Source organism: Allobosea sp. TAF32 (genome assembly GCF_052113585.1).
Lineage (GTDB): Bacteria > Pseudomonadota > Alphaproteobacteria > Rhizobiales > Beijerinckiaceae > Allobosea.
Window position 1 is genome coordinate 311,380 of sequence record NZ_JBFRDM010000006.1, and the last position, 17,246, is coordinate 328,625.

Here is a 17,246-nt window from a genome sequence, read left to right on the forward strand (position 1 = left end):
GTTATGTCAAAGGCCAGAAGCGAGTTCCGCATCCTGGTGGTCGACGACCAGAAGAGCATGCGCGGCCTGGCGACCTATTTCCTGAAGCAGATCGAGTTTCAGGACATCGACGAGGCAGAGAACGCCCGCGAGGCGCTGATGAAGATGCAGCAGAAGCGCTACGATCTGCTGCTGCTCGACTGGAACATGGAAGGCATGAGCGGCATCGACCTGCTGCGCGCCATCCGCTCCGTGCCGGAGCTCAACCAGATCAAGATCATCATGGCGACCTCGGAGCGCTCGGTCGACAAAATGGACGAGGCGACCAGCAACGGCGCCGATCATTACGTCGTGAAGCCCTACGAGCTGCGCGACCTCGAGGTGCGGGTGAAGAAGGTTCTCTCCTGCTGAGGCTCCTGATAGCGCCATCGTGAAGCAAAGCCCTGCGCCGACCGGCTGCGGGGCTTTTTGCTTTGGGGCATGATTGGCGTGTCGGATGGCATGGAGAAGCACCATGAGCGTGTCGCGGCGGGGAGTGCTTGCTGGAACAGCCGCCATGGCGGCTGGCGTCATGTCGCGCGGGGCTCTCGCGCAATCGCTCGCAGGAGCGCACGCCTTCGGCTTCGACCGGCCGGGCGGGGGGCGACTTGCCCTGTCTGATTACCGCGACCGGCCGATCCTCGTCGTCAATACCGCGACACGCTGCGGTTATGCCGGGCAGATGGCGACGCTGGAGCAGCTCTGGCAGCGTTATCAGACGCGCGGGCTGATGCTCGTCGCCGTGCCCAGCAATGATTTCGGCGGGCAGGAGCCGTTGGACGGCGCCGCCATCGCCGAGGCCGCCCATGAGAGCTATGGCGCGACTTACGCCTTCGTCGAGAAGACCGTCGTGCGTGGGCCGGAGGCTCACCCGTTCTATCGTTGGGCGGCGGCGCAGCGGCCGGCTGAGACGCCGCGGTGGAACTTCCACAAATATCTGATAGGCCGCGACGGCACGCTGATCGGCGGCTTCCCGGCGGCGACCGATCCGCTCTCCCCGCAGCTCGTCCAGGCGATCGGGCGGGAATTGGTGGCGGGTTGAGTTTCAGCGGTTCCGGCTAGCACAGCGCCGTCATTCTCGTGCGAAGCGAAGCGTAGACCCGAGAACCTCCGCCAGAACAAGACGCCGGAGCCTCTTTCGGCAGGAGATGCTCGGGGCAAGCCTGAGCATGACGCAGGGCTTGTTCGCTCATCACTTCCTCGGCCGGAACGCGGTGATCACCGCCGGGTCGGTCTCCAGATAGGGGCCTTCGATCAGGTCGATGCAATAGGGGATCGCCGGCATCACTGCGTCCAAGCATTCGGCAATGGCACGGGGGCGGCCGGGTAGGTTAACGATCAGGGTCTTGCCGCGGATGCCGGCCGTCTGGCGCGAAAGGATTGCGGTCGGCACCTTGGCGAGGCTGACCTGCCGCATCAGCTCGCCGAAGCCCGGCATCGGCTTCTCGATCACATCCTCGGTCGCTTCCGGCGTAACGTCGCGCGGGGCGGGGCCGGTACCGCCGGTGGTGACGACGAGGCAGCAGCCCTCGCGGTCGGCAAGCTCGGTCAAGGTCTGCGCGATCAGCTTGCGATCGTCGGGGATGACGCGCTCGACCGCTTCCCAGGGCGAGGTCAGCACCTTCGCCATGTAGCTGCGGATCGCGGGGCCTCCTTCGTCGGCATAGACGCCGGCCGAGGCGCGGTCCGAGACCGTGACAATTCCAATCCGGGCGACAACGGTCATCGGGCGTCTCCAACGCAGCACTGCGGCTCTATCGGCCGGCGGGAAGGGCGGTCAAGCGCATGGGCGGCGTTGCGAACTCTCCCCGCTCCCGCTCCTTGAGACTATCTGGAAGGAGATACTCGGTCAGATCGGCTTCGAGCGGCCTCCCGCAGGCGTCGCAGCCACATCCGGCTGAAGGCCGCGATATGCGCCGGGCTGGGCCGGCCGGGTCCAATGCGGATGATGACGTTGCCCATCTCACGGCGCTCGCCCCAGGCATAGGTGCCGGCATCGACGCCTTCGCCGGCACCGCTGTCGAAGAATGCGGGTGGCGTACCGGCGAGGTCGGCCTGCAGCATCGCGATCGTGAGGGTGCGGCCAGGCGAATGGCGCGCCTGCGCTTCGTCATAGGCGATCTTGAGGAAATGACGGCGGTTGCCGCTCTCGACGAGCAGGCCCATCGCGAGCACGCGCCCGTCGAGCAGCAAGGTATCGATCTGGAGGGCGTCCGCCTCGGCGAAGAGTTCGGCCATCCGGCGGATATAGGCGGCGTCCGTCGGTATGCAGGCGATTGCCGTCCCGGCCGCGCCCTTCCAGCCCGCGGCTTCGAGCGTGAGGAAGGCCTCGAGCGCCTCGAGCGCCGCGGGGCCGCGGCTGCGGCGGAAGGTCAGCGCGCCATGCTTCGCCACCGCCCGGAACTGCTGCATCCGCTTCTTGTAGCTGGAGCCGAGCGAGCGCCGCAGATAGCGCTCCAAATCGTCGCCGGGCTGAGGGACCATCACCGGCCGGGTCCAGCGCTCGTAGATCGAGATCCGGCTGCCCGTCTGGCGGCTGGCTTCCGAAAGGGCGGCATAGCATGGGCCGTCGAGTGGCAGCAGCGGCAGCAGAAGCGCATGCGGCAGGTCGCGCGAGGCCAGGAGATAGCGCATCAGCGCCCGCGCGGCCTCCGCCGCGTGGTCGTGGTCGAGCACGGGCAGCGAAGAGACCTCGTAGAGCGGCACGAGCGGCGCGGCGAGGGCGCCGGCGAAACCGCTGCGCCAGCCCCGCACGCGCTTGAAGGCCCAGACACCGACCAGCCGCTCGAAATCGAGCGCCTCGCTGAACCAGGCGCAGAGGACGATGATCTCCTCCTCGGGGACGAGCAGGGTCGCCGCGCTGACGGCGGCCGGCGCCATATGTGGATTCGGCTCGGCCGCATGATCGGCGAGTTCCGCGAAAGCCGGCCCCAGCTCCGCGTAAGCGGCTGGGCCGATGCGCCTGACGACGATGCCGCTCAAGATCGATGGCCGTCGCGGTTCGGCCGGCGCCATTCGCCGCGCAATGCGAGGACGAAGGCGATCACCTGGGCCGTCGCGCGATAGAGTTCTTCCGGGATCTGGTCGTCGAGTTCGACGGCCGAGAGCGCCTGAGCGAGGATAGCGTTCTGCTCCACCGCAACATCATGCTCGCGCGCGGTCTCGACGATACGCTCCGCCAGTTCGCCGCGTCCCTTGGCGGTGACGCGCGGTGCGCCATGCCCGTCATATTCGAGCGCGACGGCGATGCGGGGCGGCTGCGGATTCATGACAGGCGATCCAGAAACTGGCCGGCCGTCGGCTGCATCACACGGGGCTGTCCGGTGTGGATATCGATGGCGCCGCTGCTGAAGTCGGCATGGAGCAAAGCGCTCTCGAGACCGGGCGCGGCACCGCGCAGAAGCTGGCTGGTTTCCTCGCGCTCGGCCCAGAGCGTCACGCCGACATCGCGTGCCTGCAAGGTGACCACTCCTTGCAGGGGCCCCATGGGCTCGACATCGAGGGCGAAGCGGATACGCCAGAGGGGCGGGCTCATACCCTGGACATCCCGCCGCGGGGCTTCGCGCTCGACTTGCAGCGGCAGGATTGCTGTGCCGTGCTGGAAGGCGATCGGGATCTCGGCGAGCCAGCGCTGCGCCGGCTGGCTGCTGTCGTGCCGCGCCTGGTCCAGAGGCAGCGAGGCATATTGGGTGAGCTTGATGCGATCCAGCGCCGCATCGGCCTGATCGAGCAGCGTCTCGACGATGGCGAGCGGCTTCTCGCCCGGCGAAAGCGTTGGCTCGGTGGCTGCCTGTGGTAGCAGCGGGCCATCGCGGCGCGGCGGAGCGGTGCGGCTGGCGCTGTCCGCCGTGGCGCCCGGCGGGCTGTCGGAGGGCCGGTCGGTTGCGAGCGCAGCGGCGGAGCGGTCCGGCTGGCTCGCCCTCGGCCCGGGCGACAGGCTCTCGATGATCGGCAGCAGCGTCTCGCGCAGCGCCTGGAGGCCGTTCTTGAGATCGCCTTGCCGCGGGGCGGGCGCTCCGCTGGCCTGGCGAGCCTCCGTGAAGAGACCCGAGCTCTGGAACGCCTCCTTCAGCCGCTGCGCCGTGACCGGCTGGCGCTCGGCCGGTATCGCCTGGGCGAGCACGCGGTCGATCGCCGTCAGCAGAGGCTTCGGCAAGGTCAGCGCGATCGAACCCTGCGCGAGGCCGCGCAGGTTGGCGAAGAGCGGAGCGAGGCTGTCCTGGGTCTGCAGCACGGAGCCGAGCAGCGGCCCGGCGAGACTGCGCGCCGTGGCGGGATTTGGAATGGCGGGGCCAGCTGGCGGCGGTGGCGAAGGCGCTCGGGGCAGCGTGGCGATGCCGGGCGCGGCCACCGACGCAGGGGCGGCAAGCGGGCTGCCGGCGGACGAAACGGTCGTATAGGCGGGCATGGCTGCCGGCCCTGAAAGCGGCGGCTGGCTGGTGGCCGGCGGCAAAGGCGGCGCGGTCGGTGCCGGAGCGATCGACTGCGTATTGCCGGCCGGCAGCGGCACGCCGGTTCGGGGCGCCGGAAATGCGACGGTCGGCTGCGAGGCGGCCGGGGGGGCAGGCGACGTAGTGGGCGGACGCACCTCGACCAGGGTGGCGCGTAGATCGCCGCCTGGTTGCTCGGGCGGGTCCAGCCGCAGCAGCAGGGTGGCTCCCGGCTGCAGTTCCGCCTGCTTGGCCTGGGGGCCCGCTAGCACGAGCGCGACCTTGCCGTCGCCGATCATCGCCGTTGCCGTGCCGTCCGTCTCCAGCGAGAGCAATCTGGCCTGCACCGTCCGGCCGGCCGTCAGCTCACCCGCCGATTCGAGCGCGTGCAGCAGGGTGGCAAAGGTCTGGCTCTGGACGAGCTGGGCGAGGTTCATCTGGCTGCCATGTGACGACGACTCATCCTGTCACGAAAGATTAAGCGTTTCCTTGCTGTTGGCCGTGCCGTGCAGGGCGCGCCTGCGCCGTCGGCACTGGCGTCGGGGGTAGTGCTGCGGCAGGCTCGGCGCTTCCCCATCCGTAGGATGATCGCCATGGATTTTCGCCGCCTCGGCCGTTCCGGCCTCAAGGTCTCGCCGTTATGCCTGGGCACGATGATGTTCGGGGGACCGACCGACGAGGCGACCTCGCGTCGCATCGTCGACAATGCTCGCGAGGCCGGCATCAATTTCATCGACACGGCCGATGTCTACAATGAGGGGCGATCGGAGGAGGTCACAGGCCGCGCCATCGCCCCCAATCGCCATGACTGGGTGCTGGCGACTAAGGTGGCGAGTGCGATGGGGCCGGGGCCGATGAGCGGCGGGCTGTCGCGTCGCTGGATGATGCGCGCTTGCGAGGACAGCCTGCGCCGGCTCGGCACCGAGACGATCGACATCTATTACCTCCACAAGGAGGATCATCAGACGCCGTTGGAGGAGACGGTGCACGCGATTGCCGATCTCGTCCGCCAGGGCAAGATCCGGCATTTCGGCGTCTCGAACTACCGGGCGTGGCGGCTGGCCGAGATCTGCCGGCTCTGCGACGAGCTCGGCATAGACCGGCCGGTCGTCAGCCAGCCCTATTACAACGCAATGAACCGCATGCCCGAGGTCGAGCATCTGCCGGCTTGCGGCTATTTCGGGCTGGGCGTCGCCTCCTATTCGCCGCTGGCGCGCGGTGTGTTGACGGCGAAATACGCGCCTGGTGAGGCGCCGCCAGAGGGCACGCGCGCCGGCCGCGGCGACAAGCGGATCATGCAGGCGGAATGGCGCGAGGAGAGCCTCGCCATCGCCCAGACGCTGAAGGAGCATGCCGCTAAGAAGGGGCTGACGCCGATCCAGTTCGCGGTGCGCTGGGTGCTTAACAACGCCTTCGTTACGGCGGCGATCGCCGGGCCGCGCACCTTCGAGCAATGGCAGACCTATCTCGCGGCGGTCGATGCGGGTTTCGACAGCGAGGACGAGGCGCTGGTCGACGGCCTCGTGCCCCCGGGCCACCCCTCGACGCCCGGCTATTCCGATCCGGCCTATCCGCTGGAAGGGCGGACCAGCCGCGCGGGCTGACACCGACCGGATGGGCGTGCCCGCGTGGCTCGCTGCGTTACTATCGAACAACCGCCTTGTTGAACCTTCGGCGCGCCCGCTAGGTTTGAACGGCGGGCCGCAGTCGAGCCCGCCACGAAGGGAAGGCGAATGGCTGCCGAGGCAGGATTGACGAGCGACCTCGTCAAGGTCGTGGCGCTGCTCGGCGCCGGGGTCGTGGCCGTGCCGGTCTTCCGCAAGCTCGGGCTCGGCTCGGTGCTCGGCTATTTCGGCGCGGGGATCGTGATCGGCCCCTTCGGCCTCGGCCTGTTCTCGAATCCGGAAGGCATCCTCCACATCGCCGAATTCGGCGTGGTGATGTTCCTGTTCGTGATCGGGCTGGAAATGCAGCCCTCGCGGCTCTGGGGCCTCAGGAGCAGCATCTTCGGGCTCGGCATCGCGCAGGTTCTGACCTGCGGCTTCCTCCTCACGCTGCTCGGCATGGCTGGCGGCCTCGGCCCCCAGGTCGCCTTCATCGCGGCGATGGGCTTCGTTCTGTCCTCGACCGCTGTGGTCATGCAGATGCTGAACGAGCGCGGCGAGACCTCGACGCCGCAGGGCCAGAAGGCGGTCTCGATCCTGCTGCTGGAAGACCTCGCCATCGTGCCGCTGCTTGCGATCGTGGCGCTGCTGTCGCCGCAGCGGGGCGGCAGCGGGCAGGCCTGGGTCTCTTTCGCCATCGCGGCAGGCGCGCTCGGCGGGCTGATCGCGGCCGGGCGCTGGCTGCTTAACCCGATGTTCCGCGTGCTGGCGGCGGCCGAGGCGCGGGAGGTCATGACCGCCGCGGCGTTGCTCGTCGTGCTCGGCTCGGCGCTCGCCATGCAACTCGGCGGCCTGTCGATGGCGATGGGCGCCTTCCTCGCCGGGGTGCTCCTTTCCGAATCCACGTTCCGGCATCAACTTGAGGCGGATATCGAGCCGTTCCGCGGCATCCTGCTCGGGCTCTTCTTCCTCGCCGTCGGCATGTCGCTCGATCTTGGCGTCGTGGCGCGCGAATGGCGCCTCGTCCTGGCCGCCGTCATCGGCTTCATGGCGGTCAAGGCGCTCGGCATCTTCATCGTCGCCAAGCTCTTCGGCTCGGACTGGCGCGAGGCGATCACGCGCGTCGCGCTGTTCTCGCAAGGCGGCGAGTTCGCCTTCGTGCTCTATGCGGCGGCTGCCGCCGCCGGCATCTTCGATCCGCGCACCACCGCCATCGCGAGCGGCACCGTGATCATCTCGATGGCGCTGACGCCACTGCTTGCGCTGGCGCTCGACCGCTTCATGCCTGCGGCACCGACCGATCTCGACGGCATCGAGGTGGCGGACGGGCTGAAGGGGCAGGCGCTGATCGTCGGCTTCGGCCGTTTCGGCCAGGTTGCGAGCCAGGCGCTGCTCGCCCGCGGCATCAGCGTCTCGATCATCGATTTCGATGTCGGGATGATCCGGGCCGCGTCGCAGTTCGGTTTCAAGCTCTATTACGGCGACGGAACCCGGCGCGACATCCTGCAAGCCGCTGGCGCCGAGCGGGCCGAGGTGATCGTGGTCTGCGTCGACCGGCAGCAGACGACGGATGCGATCGTGCGGCTGGCGCAGGCCGAGTTCGGGCACGCCAAGTTGTTCGTGCGGGCCTATGATCGGGGGCACGCGCTCGATCTTGTCCATGCCGGCGTCGAGTATCAGATCCGGGAAACCTTCGAATCGGCGATGGTCTTCGGCACGGCCCTGCTGAAATGCCTCGGCGTTCCCGAAGACGAGGCCGAGGCGATCGAGGTTGATGTGCGCCGGCGCGACGATGAGCGTTTCGACCTGCAGTTGGCAGGCGATCTCTACTCCGGGCGGGAGTTGCTCAGGAACAACGCGCCAGTCCCGACGCCGCTGACCAAGCCGAAGCGGCCCGGCCAGATCCCGGCGAATCTGCCGGACGATATCGGTGGGGAGTCCTGAGGGCGGGGCTCAGTTCAGGATGCAGAAGCCGCCGACGACCACATCGGTCCGGCACCAGGGCTTCTGGTTGCCTTCATTGGCGGTCAGGCGCAGCAGAACGGGTTCCTCGCGCGGCGTGTCGGAAGGCGGGAAGGGCACCCGCTCGGGCTTTCCGGTCTCCGCAGCCTGAGCGCGATTGGCGGCGGCTGCACCGGGGACGATGACAACGCTGCGGCTGGTCTTGGTGGCGGCGCTGCCGCGCCCGCCACGGAACCCGGCGGCTTCCGCCTGAACGGGCAGGAAGGTGGCGGCGGCGAACAGGCAGGCGGCGGCGACGCGGCGCATGGGCGATCTCCCGGTTGCCGGCAGGATGTCGCGATCTGCCGCAAGGGCAAGCGAAGCTTCGGATCAGCCTCAGCGAGGCGTTAACGCGAATGCTCAGGCTGCAGTGCGCGGCCGGGTCAGGCCGTCCCATGCCGCCATGGCGCCCTGTACGATCGCTTCCAGCATCGCGCGCGAGGCGCCGTCGCGGGCCTGGATCGACATGCCCTGCTGGACGGTGACGTAGTAGCTGGCAAGGGCCCGCAGATCGAGCGAAGCGGGCAACTCGCCTTCCGCGACCGCACGGATCAGCCGCTTCTCGATCATGGTGACGCTGCCGGCCCGCATTTCCCGCAGAATGCGGCTGGTTTCCTCGCCGACGCCGACCGCGTTGACCGCCGAGAGCACGACCATGCAGCCGGGTGGGCGGCCGGGCCCGGTGAAGGTCTCGGCGCTGGCCATGAGATAACCCTCCAGCGCCGCACGCGCGGTCGGCGCGTCCTGCAAGGGGCTGAGAATGTCGTCGCTCTCCGTCGCGGCGAAATGGGCGATGGCCTCGCGATAGAGCTCTTCCTTGCTGCCGAAAGCGGCGTAGAGACTCGGCGAATTGATGCGCATCGCCCCGGTGAGGTCGCTCATCGACGCCGCCTGATAGCCGCGATCCCAGAACACCTCCATGGCGCGCTGCAGCGCGAACTGCCGGTCGAAGCTGCGCGGCCGCCCTCGCTCCGCCATCGCCATTCCATCTCCGAAATTTCTGTGTCGGTCGTTATATATTTCTCTTGACGGCGTGAGGCAAGCGCGTCACCCATTTGTGTATCGATCATCACATAAATGGAGTTTGCCATGTCCCGCCTTGCTGGAAAGCGCGCCCTGGTCACCGGTGGCAGCCGTGGAATTGGCGCCGCCATCGCCCGGCGACTGGCAAGCGAGGGCGCCGATGTCGCGCTGACCTATGAGCGCTCCGCCGACAAGGCGGCCGAGGTCGTGAAGGCGGTCGAGGCGCTCGGGCGCAAGGGCGTCGCCATCGCCGCAGACAGTGCCGATCCCGCCGCCGTGAAGCGCTCGGTCGACGAGGCGGCGAAGGCGCTCGGCGGCCTCGACATCCTCGTCAACAATGCCGGCATCTATCGCGGCGGGCCGGTCGCGGAATGGAGCCTTGCCGACATCGACGCGACCCTTGCGGTCAATATCCGCTCGGTGGTGCTGGCCTCGCAGGCGGCCGCCGCGTATCTCGGCAAGGGCGGGCGGATCATCTCGATCGGGTCCTGCCTCGCCGATAGAGTGGTCGAACCCAACGTGACGCTCTACGCGATGAGCAAGGCGGCGCTGATCGGCTTCACCAAGGGGCTGGCGCGCGATCTCGGCCCGCGCGGCATCACCGTCAACATCGTTCATCCCGGCTCGACCGATACCGACATGAATCCGGCCAACGGCCCGCGTGCCGAGGCGCAGCTCGCGCGCATGGCCATTCCCGCCTATGGCAGGCCGGAGGATATTGCCGGCGCCGTGGCCTATCTCGCCAGCGAGGAAGGGCGCTTCCTCACCGGCGCGGGCTTTGCAGTGGATGGTGGGGTGAACACCTGACGCCCAGAGCTAATGTCCGGGCAGGACGATCACGGTGGGCGTCGCCGGCAATGTGGCCTTGCTCAACGTGATCGCCGGCTGCTCGCGCCGCTCGGCCGGCCAGAGATCCTGCGTGCGGGCGAGGAAGCGGTTCAGCGTACCGCCGCCGAAGAAATGCATCGGGATCATAATCTTGGCCTGAAGGGATTTCAGCACCTCGATCATGCCCTCCTGGTCAAGTGTATAGCTGCCATCGACCGGGAAGAGCACGACATCGACCCGGCCGAGCGCGCGCAGATGGCCGGGTTCGAGCGGGTGATGCAGATGGCCGAGATGGGCGATGCAGAGATCGCCGATCTCGAAGACGAAGATCGAGTTGCCGTCGTAATCGGTGCCGCCGTCATAGGTCCTGATATTGGTCGGCACATTGCGCACGCGGACGTCGCCCAGCGTAACGTCGTGATGAGCGGCGCCCTTGCCCTCCGGGTCCCAGCCGCGCAGCACCTGCTTGATGCCGGGGTCGGGATGGTTCGAGTAGTGGGTCGCATGCGCCTTGTTCATCGTGGCGATGTCGGGCGTCACCGGCGGACGGACATAGTCGTTGTAGTCGGTCGCGATCTTCACCCCGCCGGGCGTCTCGATCAGGAAGGTGGCATGGCCGACGAAGGTCAGCCGCACCTCGTCCTTGGCCAGTTGCACGCGCTGGATCGGCAGGCCAAGGCGCGCCATCTCCGGGCGGCAGCCCGGCTCGCCGGATTGGGCGCGGGTGGCCGAGGGGATGAAACCTGCGATAGCGGCGACGACAAATGCCAGTGCTGCGAAGGGGCTCGACAGATTCATCGCACGCTCCTGCTTTCCCTTTTCCGGCGACGATCAGGCAAATGGCGGGCCGTTGGAAGCGCTCTGGCGGTTTTGTGAACTGGCGCCGAGACGCGGCCCGCCATACGCATTTCACTGCTCGGGCAATCTGACCTCGACATTCGCCTCGGCGAGGCGGCGGTAGAGCTTTCTGCGGCGCAGGATCGGCACCCAGTCGTAGAGAAACATTTCGGCCGGGCGCCAGATCACCACCCAGCCGATGATGATCAGGCTTTCCCGGAAGACGCGCGCGAAGGGGCCTTCACTGTCCTGGGTCAGCAGCCAGCTGAGGGACAGGCAGGCGGCGAGCCCGGCAAAACCAATCATCAAGGCGAGGCGGCCGTCGTGGAAAAGCTCGTGCAATGCGCGGGTTTCGGCGCTCGCCCGGCCTGCGAACCAGCGGGTGATGGCGGTGGCGAGGTCCGGCAGCGGCTTGTCGGGAGCATCGGGCTTTTCGAGATGGATCACGATTGCGATCGGCTTGTCCTTTGGCAGGTCGCGCGCCCAATCGAGAATATACCCCTCGGCCTCGGCCGCGAGGTCGCCCTCGCGAAAGGGGAAAGGGTCGAGGCTGTTGAAGAGCTGCGCGCCGTCGCGCAGCCGCAGCTCGATCATCGCCTTGCCATCGTAATCTGACATCTCGGATCGAGTCCCAGCCGCAGTCGGTCCATTGTTCAGGACACGCGCAGCCGCCGCAATCGCCGATGCGGTTGCGGCGGGCGCGGCTGCTCGCTACATAGCGGCCAGATTTCCCGACATCCCGTCGCCAAGCGCCTGAAAGCGGAGCCCGCTCGCCTCATGTCCCGCCAGTTCATCTACCATATGCGTGGCCTGTCCAAGACCTATCCGGGCGGCAAGCAGGTGCTGAAGGACATCCACCTGTCCTTTTACCCGGACGCCAAGATCGGCGTGCTCGGCGTCAACGGCGCCGGTAAGTCGACCCTGCTCAAGATTATGGCGGGCTTCGACAAGGAGTGGACCGGCGAGGCCTGGGTCGCCGAGGGCGCGCGCGTCGGCTACCTGCCGCAGGAGCCGAAGCTGGCTGAGGAGCTGACCGTCCGCGAGAACGTCATGCTCGGCGTCGCGCCGCAGAAGGCGATCCTCGACCGCTACAACGAACTCGCCATGAACTACTCGGACGAGACCGCCGACGAGATGACCAATCTCCAGGACGAGATCGAGGCGAAGGGGCTGTGGGATCTCGATTCCAAGGTCGACCAGGCGATGGACGCGCTGCGCTGCCCGCCGGATGACTGGCAGGTCGACAAGCTCTCGGGCGGCGAGCGCCGCCGCGTCGCCATGTGCAAGCTCCTGCTGGAGCAGCCGGAACTGCTGCTGCTCGACGAGCCGACCAACCATCTCGATGCCGAGACCACCGCCTGGCTCGAAGGGCATCTGCGGACCTATCCGGGCGCAATCCTGATCGTGACCCACGATCGCTACTTCCTCGATAACGTCACGAGCTGGATTCTGGAGCTCGATCGCGGCCAGGGCATCCCCTATGAGGGCAATTACTCAGCCTGGTCGGTGCAGAAGCAGAAGCGCCTCGCCCAGGAAGGCCGCGAGGATGTCTCGCGCCAGAAGACGCTGGAGCGCGAAGCCGAGTGGATGGCCGCCTCGCCGAAGGCGCGGCAGGCCAAGAGCAAGGCCCGCATCCAGCGCTATGACGAGCTGGTGCAGAAGGCCTCGAACAAGGGGCCGGACACCGCCCAGATCATCATCCCGATCGCCGAGCGGCTCGGTAACAACGTCGTCGATTTCGAGGACCTGTCGAAGGGCTTCCAGGACAAGCTCCTGATCGACGGCCTGTCCTTCAAGCTGCCGCCGGGCGGCATCGTCGGCGTCATCGGCCCCAACGGCGCCGGCAAGACCACGCTGTTCAAGATGATCACCGGGGTCGAGAAGCCCGATGCCGGCACGATCAAGATCGGCGAGAGCGTCCAGCTCGGCTATGTCGACCAGAGCCGCGACTCGCTCGACGACAAGAAGAACGTCTGGGAGGAAATCTCGGGCGGCAACGACATCATCTATCTCGGCAAGAAAGAGATCAATTCGCGGGCCTATTGCTCGGCCTTCAACTTCAAGGGCGGCGACCAGCAGAAGAAGGTCGGCTCGCTCTCGGGCGGCGAGCGCAACCGCGTCCACCTCGCCAAGATGCTTAAGTCAGGTGCCAACGTCCTGCTGCTCGACGAGCCGACCAACGATCTCGACGTCGATACGCTGCGGGCGCTCGAAGAGGCGCTGGAGGATTATGCTGGCTGCGCCGTCATCATCAGCCACGATCGCTGGTTCCTCGACCGCATCGCGACCCACATCCTCGCCTTCGAGGGCGACAGCCATGTCGAGTGGTTCGAGGGCAATTTCGCCGAGTACGAGGAGGACAAGAAGCGCCGCCTCGGCATCGACTCCACCATTCCGAAGCGCATCCAGTACAAGAAGTTCACGCGCTGAGCTTTCGCGAGGGCGCCGCGCGATGCGGCGCTCTCGTCCTGCCCGCTGCCTTCCGTCGAGCCCGCCAATGCGCCTCCGGTCGCCGGCGGGCTTTGCTTTTGGGGAGGCGGCGCGGCGCCGACTGGCCGGCTCCTCGAAGGAGGGGCCATCCGAGGCTTTTGGCCTGCTTCGAAAGCGGGCGATCAGCCGCAGATTTCGGCTTCGACCGACGTCATGGCCTCCCGGTACGACCGCACGTGAATGCCGTCATGGGTGCTGTCTGGCTTGGCGAGGCCCTCGGCTCCGTCGCGGGTGCCGGCGAAGGGGTCGATGAAGGTGCAGGCGTTGCGACCGCAGGCCCGCTTCAGCCTCTCCGACAGGGCGACGACCGCCGCCGGCTCGTAATATTTAATCATCGAGGGCTCGGCGGGGGGAACTGCGGCGACGAAGACCTTCGCGGACAGCGCGGCCGCGCTGGCGATGAGCCGGTCTGTGTTGCGTTCGAATGCGTCGAGGTATTTCGGCTGAGTGGGATTACGCTTGCGATGCAGGTCGTTGGTGCCGACCAGGATGACGATCTTGCTTGGCTTCTTCGTAAAGGCGAATTTCGCCCAATGGCCGTTCATATCCGTCATCTTGGCGCCGCTGATACCGGCGTTGACGACGTTGCGGCCGCAGAGGCGATGGGTGGAGTTGATCATCTCGGCGTTGGAGTCGCCGGCTATGAAGACATAATCCGCGTCGGCTTCGCCGATCTGGGCGTTGATGACCGCGAGTCTCGCCAGAAGCGGGAAGTTCTCGGCCGGTTTGCGCAACGCGAGATAGGTGGCGGCTGCCGCGGCGGCGATCAGCACTACGGCAAAGGCGGCGATGACGCGGCGAGAGCGGAGCCATCCGGCGAAGACATCGGGCCCCGGCAGGCGCGCGAGCAGATTTGTTTCGGTGGCGAGGAGCCGCGGGCGCAGCTTCATCGCGTTTTTTTCGACGAGGTGCCAGGAGAGGAAGGCGAGGGCGAATGCCAGGCACCAGGAGATGGCGGCATTGGCCCACCAGGACTGTCCTCCCGCGCCGAAGCTGGCGACCACGGCCTGCTGGATCGGGAAGCCGTAGAGGAACAGGCCATAGGAATAGTCGCCCGACGAGACCAGCCAGACGCGGCGCGGCCGGGTCAGCCCGATGAAGGCAGTCAGATAGGCGCAGGGCAGGGCGATCAGATAGTCGCCGCCCGGGAAGCTCAACCCCAGCAGCGTCGCTGCGAGGGACAGCGCGAACAGCGCCTTGCTCCACACGATCCGGTTCCGGAACAGATAGAAGCCGATGCCGTAGAGAAAACAGAGGATCAGCACGGGCCCCGAGACGGTGACGCCCGGCTGTTGACGCCTGATCAGGACATAGATGACGAAAATGACGGCGTGGACGACGAGGATCGTTGCAAGAGCGCGATCCTCCCGGCGCGACAGCCCGATTGCCGTGATGCCGGCGATGATCAGGTAGCAGTACAGTTCCCAGGGCAGGGTCCAGAGCTGGCCGTTGACCAGTCCCGGCCACGGATTGTCCAGAAACACGCCCGGCAGGAGAAACTGGACGACGCCGAGGATGTTCAGGAAATACTGCCGGAAGAGCGGGCTGGCGAAATACTCCTTCAGCGGCAGCGTCGTGAAGATCGCGCCGATGACGATGGCCGCCGCAAAGGTCTCCACGGCAAGGGCCGGGACCAGCCGGAGCAGCCGCAGCCCGAGGAACGAGATCAGCGACCGGCAGCGTTCGAGGCTGCCGGCGACGAGAAAGCCGCTCAATGCGAAGAACATCGGCAGGATCAGGGCCACCGCCGGACGCAGCGCTCCGCCGAAGATACGAAGCGTTTCGCCGACGCCGTAGGCCACACCCACCGCATGAGTGACGATGACGAGCGTCGAGAGCAGGAGGCGCAGATAGTCGAAGCCGGCCGGCCGGTTACCAGCGGCCGCCAGACGGTCTGCGAAGGATGGGCCGGCGAATAGTCGCTGCGGGAGGCTCGAGCGAGCCGCCGCGGGCAGGCCCGCCGGCGCGGTCCCGCCCGGGTTGTAGGCCAGGGGTCTCAGGGTAGGGTCTCCGCGCGGTAGATCAGGCTGTCGGCTTGCCGCCGACAAGGATGCTCGCATCGACATCCCTGATGTCACGCTTGCCGCAAAGGGCCATGGTGACGTCGAGTTCCTTGCGGATGATGTCGAGCGCGGCGGTGACGCCCTGCTCGCCCATGGCGCCGAGCCCGTAGAGGAAGGCGCGGCCGATGAAGGTGCCCTTGGCGCCGAGCGCGACCGCCTTCAGTACGTCCTGACCCGAGCGGATGCCGCCGTCGAACAGCACTTCGATGCGGTTGCCGACCTGCTCGACGATGCCGGGGAGGGCTTCTATCGAGGACAGGGCGCCGTCCAGCTGGCGGCCACCATGGTTCGAGACGATCAGCGCATCGGCGCCGCTCTTGGCCGCCATCTCGGCGTCCTCCGGGTCGAGGATGCCCTTCAGGATCAGCTTGCCGCCCCATTGATCCTTGATCCACTGGACGTCGTCCCAGTTGAGCTTCGGATCGAACTGGCTGGCGGTCCAGTTGGAGAGCGAGGACATGTCGGCGACGCCGGTGACGTGGCCGACGATGTTGCCGAACTGCCGGCGCGGCGTGTCCAGCATCTTCAGGCACCAGAGCGGCTTGAAGGCGAGGTTGATCAGGTTGGCGATCGTCGGCTTCGGCGGGGCGGAGAGGCCGTTGCGGATGTCCTTGTGGCGCTGGCCGAGGATCTGCAGGTCGAGCGTCAGGACCAGTGCCGAACAGCCGGCGGCCTTGGCACGCTGGATCAGGCGGGAGATGAAGTCGCGGTCCTTCATCACATAGAGCTGGAACCAGAACGGCGCCTGGGTGTGGTTCGCCACGTCCTCGATCGAGCAGATGCTCATGGTCGAGAGGGTGAAGGGCACGCCGGCCTTGGCAGCGGCGCGGGCCGCGAGGATCTCGCCATCAGCGTGCTGCATGCCGGTGAGGCCGGTGGGGGCGAGCGCGACCGGCATCGCGACCGGCTGGCCGATCATCTCGGATGCCAGCGAACGATTGGTCATGTCGACGGCGACGCGCTGGCGCAGCTTGATCTTGGCGAAATCGGTCTCGTTCGCGCGATAGGTGCTCTCGGTCCAGGCGCCGGAATCGGCGTAGTCGTAGAACATGCGCGGGACGCGGCGCTTGGCCAGGAGCCGCAGGTCTTCGATGGTCAGAGGCTGGGCCATGGTCTCGTCTCGCCGTTCGCTTCCCGTCAGCTGCTTCGGCTGACTCGCATGCCGATGGTCAGGGCGCAACCTCTCCGAGCAGCAGGAGGGCCTTCCATCAGGAGATCGCCATGTAGCGGCCCGGCTTATGATTCATCGCCAGGATGGCGTTGAGTACGAGCGTGCCGACCAGCGACAGGGCGAGCTTGTCCGGCGGAAGCACGAAAAGGGCGGCCGCGAAGATCGCCGCGTCGATGCCGAGCTGGACCCAGCCGGCGCGCAGGCCATGGCGCTCCTGCATGTAGAGCGCGAGGATGTTGACCCCGCCGATGGCGGTGCGGTGGCGCGCCAATGCCAGCAGGCCGAGCCCCATCGCGACGCCACCGGCGATGGCGGCATAGAGCGGTGCGACCGCCTCGATCCGGAACCAGCCCGGGGTCGCCCAGACGAAGAGCGAGATCAGCGCAACGGCAGCGATCGTGCGCAGCGTGAAGGCAAAGCCCATCCGCCGGAAGGCGAGCCAGTAGAAGGGCAGGTTGATAACGAAGAAGAGCAGGCTGAAATCCGCGCCTGTGGCGAATTGCAGGAGCAAAGCGAGCCCGGCCGCGCCGCCGGTCAGCAGCGTCGCCTTGGCAAAGAGCACGATGCCGATGCTGATCATCAGCGTGCCCAGCGGAAGGGCGAGCAGATCTTCGTAGAGACGGTGCTGCTGCGGCATGGCGGCGACGGCGGTCTGGGACATGGCGAGCCCTGTATCGGCTGGAGGCTGCGAGCGCCAGAGGCTATGCAATGGACGAGCCAGGAGGCGGGGAACCATTCAGTGAGGCGCGGACTTCTCCTACTTCCCGTATTCTTCGGAGAG

At 67.1% G+C, this 17,246-nt stretch carries 17 protein-coding genes; 6 read left to right on the plus strand and 11 right to left on the minus strand.

The window, feature by feature from the left end; genetic code table 11:
- Nucleotides 1-3 precede the first annotated feature (3 nt).
- Together AB4Z16_RS15100 and AB4Z16_RS15105 are read left to right on the plus strand one after the other, a co-directional pair.
- Nucleotides 4-390 carry a response regulator gene (locus tag AB4Z16_RS15100; RefSeq protein WP_441512168.1) on the plus strand — a complete coding sequence of 129 codons (387 nt, stop codon included), beginning with the start codon at nt 4-6 and terminating at the stop codon, nt 388-390.
- Between the two features lie 103 nt (nt 391-493).
- Nucleotides 494-1,060: a glutathione peroxidase gene (locus AB4Z16_RS15105; protein WP_441512169.1), complete on the plus strand. Its 567-nt coding sequence runs from the start codon at nt 494-496 to the stop codon at nt 1,058-1,060.
- A gap of 150 nt (nt 1,061-1,210) precedes the next feature.
- Here AB4Z16_RS15105 and mog read toward each other — a convergent pair whose 3' ends face one another.
- The 4 genes from mog to fliK form a co-directional block, all read right to left on the minus strand.
- Nucleotides 1,211-1,744: a molybdopterin adenylyltransferase gene (gene mog, locus AB4Z16_RS15110; protein ID WP_441512170.1), complete on the minus strand. Its 534-nt coding sequence runs from the start codon at nt 1,742-1,744 to the stop codon at nt 1,211-1,213.
- A gap of 101 nt (nt 1,745-1,845) precedes the next feature.
- A complete protein-coding gene (locus AB4Z16_RS15115) occupies nt 1,846-3,000 on the minus strand; it encodes a GNAT family N-acetyltransferase (RefSeq protein WP_441512171.1) in 1,155 nt (384 codons plus the stop codon).
- Entirely contained in the window at nt 2,997-3,287 is a 291-nt protein-coding gene (locus AB4Z16_RS15120) for an EscU/YscU/HrcU family type III secretion system export apparatus switch protein (RefSeq protein ID WP_441512172.1), read from the minus strand. Before AB4Z16_RS15120 ends, AB4Z16_RS15115 begins: the two co-directional genes overlap by 4 nt.
- A complete protein-coding gene (gene fliK / locus AB4Z16_RS15125) occupies nt 3,284-4,885 on the minus strand; it encodes a flagellar hook-length control protein FliK (RefSeq protein WP_441512173.1) in 1,602 nt (533 codons plus the stop codon). Before fliK ends, AB4Z16_RS15120 begins: the two co-directional genes overlap by 4 nt.
- A gap of 156 nt (nt 4,886-5,041) precedes the next feature.
- Between fliK and AB4Z16_RS15130 the strand changes: the two genes are divergently transcribed.
- The gene (locus AB4Z16_RS15130) at nt 5,042-6,052 is read left to right on the plus strand and encodes an aldo/keto reductase (RefSeq protein WP_441512174.1); all 1,011 of its coding nucleotides are present in this window, start codon (nt 5,042-5,044) and stop codon (nt 6,050-6,052) included.
- 129 nt (nt 6,053-6,181) lie between these two features.
- Complete coding sequence (locus AB4Z16_RS15135; protein ID WP_441512175.1) at nt 6,182-7,996, plus strand: monovalent cation:proton antiporter-2 (CPA2) family protein; 1,815 nt, start codon at nt 6,182-6,184, stop codon at nt 7,994-7,996.
- Between the two features lie 9 nt (nt 7,997-8,005).
- Here the strand turns inward: AB4Z16_RS15135 and AB4Z16_RS15140 are convergent, their stop codons facing one another.
- Complete coding sequence (locus AB4Z16_RS15140) at nt 8,006-8,320, minus strand: hypothetical protein (RefSeq protein ID WP_441512176.1); 315 nt, start codon at nt 8,318-8,320, stop codon at nt 8,006-8,008.
- 93 nt (nt 8,321-8,413) lie between these two features.
- Nucleotides 8,414-9,037: a TetR/AcrR family transcriptional regulator gene (locus AB4Z16_RS15145; RefSeq protein ID WP_441512177.1), complete on the minus strand. Its 624-nt coding sequence runs from the start codon at nt 9,035-9,037 to the stop codon at nt 8,414-8,416.
- 105 nt (nt 9,038-9,142) lie between these two features.
- On the opposite strand from AB4Z16_RS15145, the gene AB4Z16_RS15150 reads away from it, so the two are divergent.
- On the plus strand, nt 9,143-9,883 hold the full coding sequence (locus AB4Z16_RS15150; RefSeq protein WP_441512178.1) for a 3-oxoacyl-ACP reductase family protein: 741 nt from the start codon (nt 9,143-9,145) through the stop codon (nt 9,881-9,883).
- Between the two features lie 9 nt (nt 9,884-9,892).
- Here AB4Z16_RS15150 and AB4Z16_RS15155 read toward each other — a convergent pair whose 3' ends face one another.
- Both AB4Z16_RS15155 and AB4Z16_RS15160 read right to left on the minus strand, forming a co-directional pair.
- On the minus strand, nt 9,893-10,702 hold the full coding sequence (locus AB4Z16_RS15155; protein ID WP_441512179.1) for an MBL fold metallo-hydrolase: 810 nt from the start codon (nt 10,700-10,702) through the stop codon (nt 9,893-9,895).
- Nucleotides 10,703-10,813: 111 nt separating this feature from the next.
- Nucleotides 10,814-11,359: a hypothetical protein gene (locus tag AB4Z16_RS15160; RefSeq protein WP_441512180.1), complete on the minus strand. Its 546-nt coding sequence runs from the start codon at nt 11,357-11,359 to the stop codon at nt 10,814-10,816.
- 159 nt (nt 11,360-11,518) lie between these two features.
- Here AB4Z16_RS15160 and ettA point away from each other — a divergent pair, with 159 nt between their 5' ends.
- Complete coding sequence (gene ettA, locus AB4Z16_RS15165; protein WP_441512181.1) at nt 11,519-13,171, plus strand: energy-dependent translational throttle protein EttA; 1,653 nt, start codon at nt 11,519-11,521, stop codon at nt 13,169-13,171.
- Between the two features lie 182 nt (nt 13,172-13,353).
- On the opposite strand, the gene AB4Z16_RS15170 is transcribed toward ettA, so the two are convergent.
- The 3 genes from AB4Z16_RS15170 to AB4Z16_RS15180 all read right to left on the minus strand — a co-directional run bounded on the left by AB4Z16_RS15170 (nt 13,354) and on the right by AB4Z16_RS15180 (nt 17,126).
- On the minus strand, nt 13,354-15,291 hold the full coding sequence (locus AB4Z16_RS15170) for an acyltransferase family protein (RefSeq protein WP_441512182.1): 1,938 nt from the start codon (nt 15,289-15,291) through the stop codon (nt 13,354-13,356).
- Nucleotides 15,254-16,405 (minus strand): alpha-hydroxy acid oxidase, encoded by a 1,152-nt coding sequence (locus tag AB4Z16_RS15175; RefSeq protein ID WP_441512183.1) that lies wholly within the window; start codon nt 16,403-16,405, stop codon nt 15,254-15,256. Before AB4Z16_RS15175 ends, AB4Z16_RS15170 begins: the two co-directional genes overlap by 38 nt.
- 97 nt (nt 16,406-16,502) lie before the next feature.
- Entirely contained in the window at nt 16,503-17,126 is a 624-nt protein-coding gene (locus tag AB4Z16_RS15180) for a YitT family protein (protein ID WP_441512184.1), read from the minus strand.
- Nucleotides 17,127-17,246: the final 120 nt, after the last annotated feature.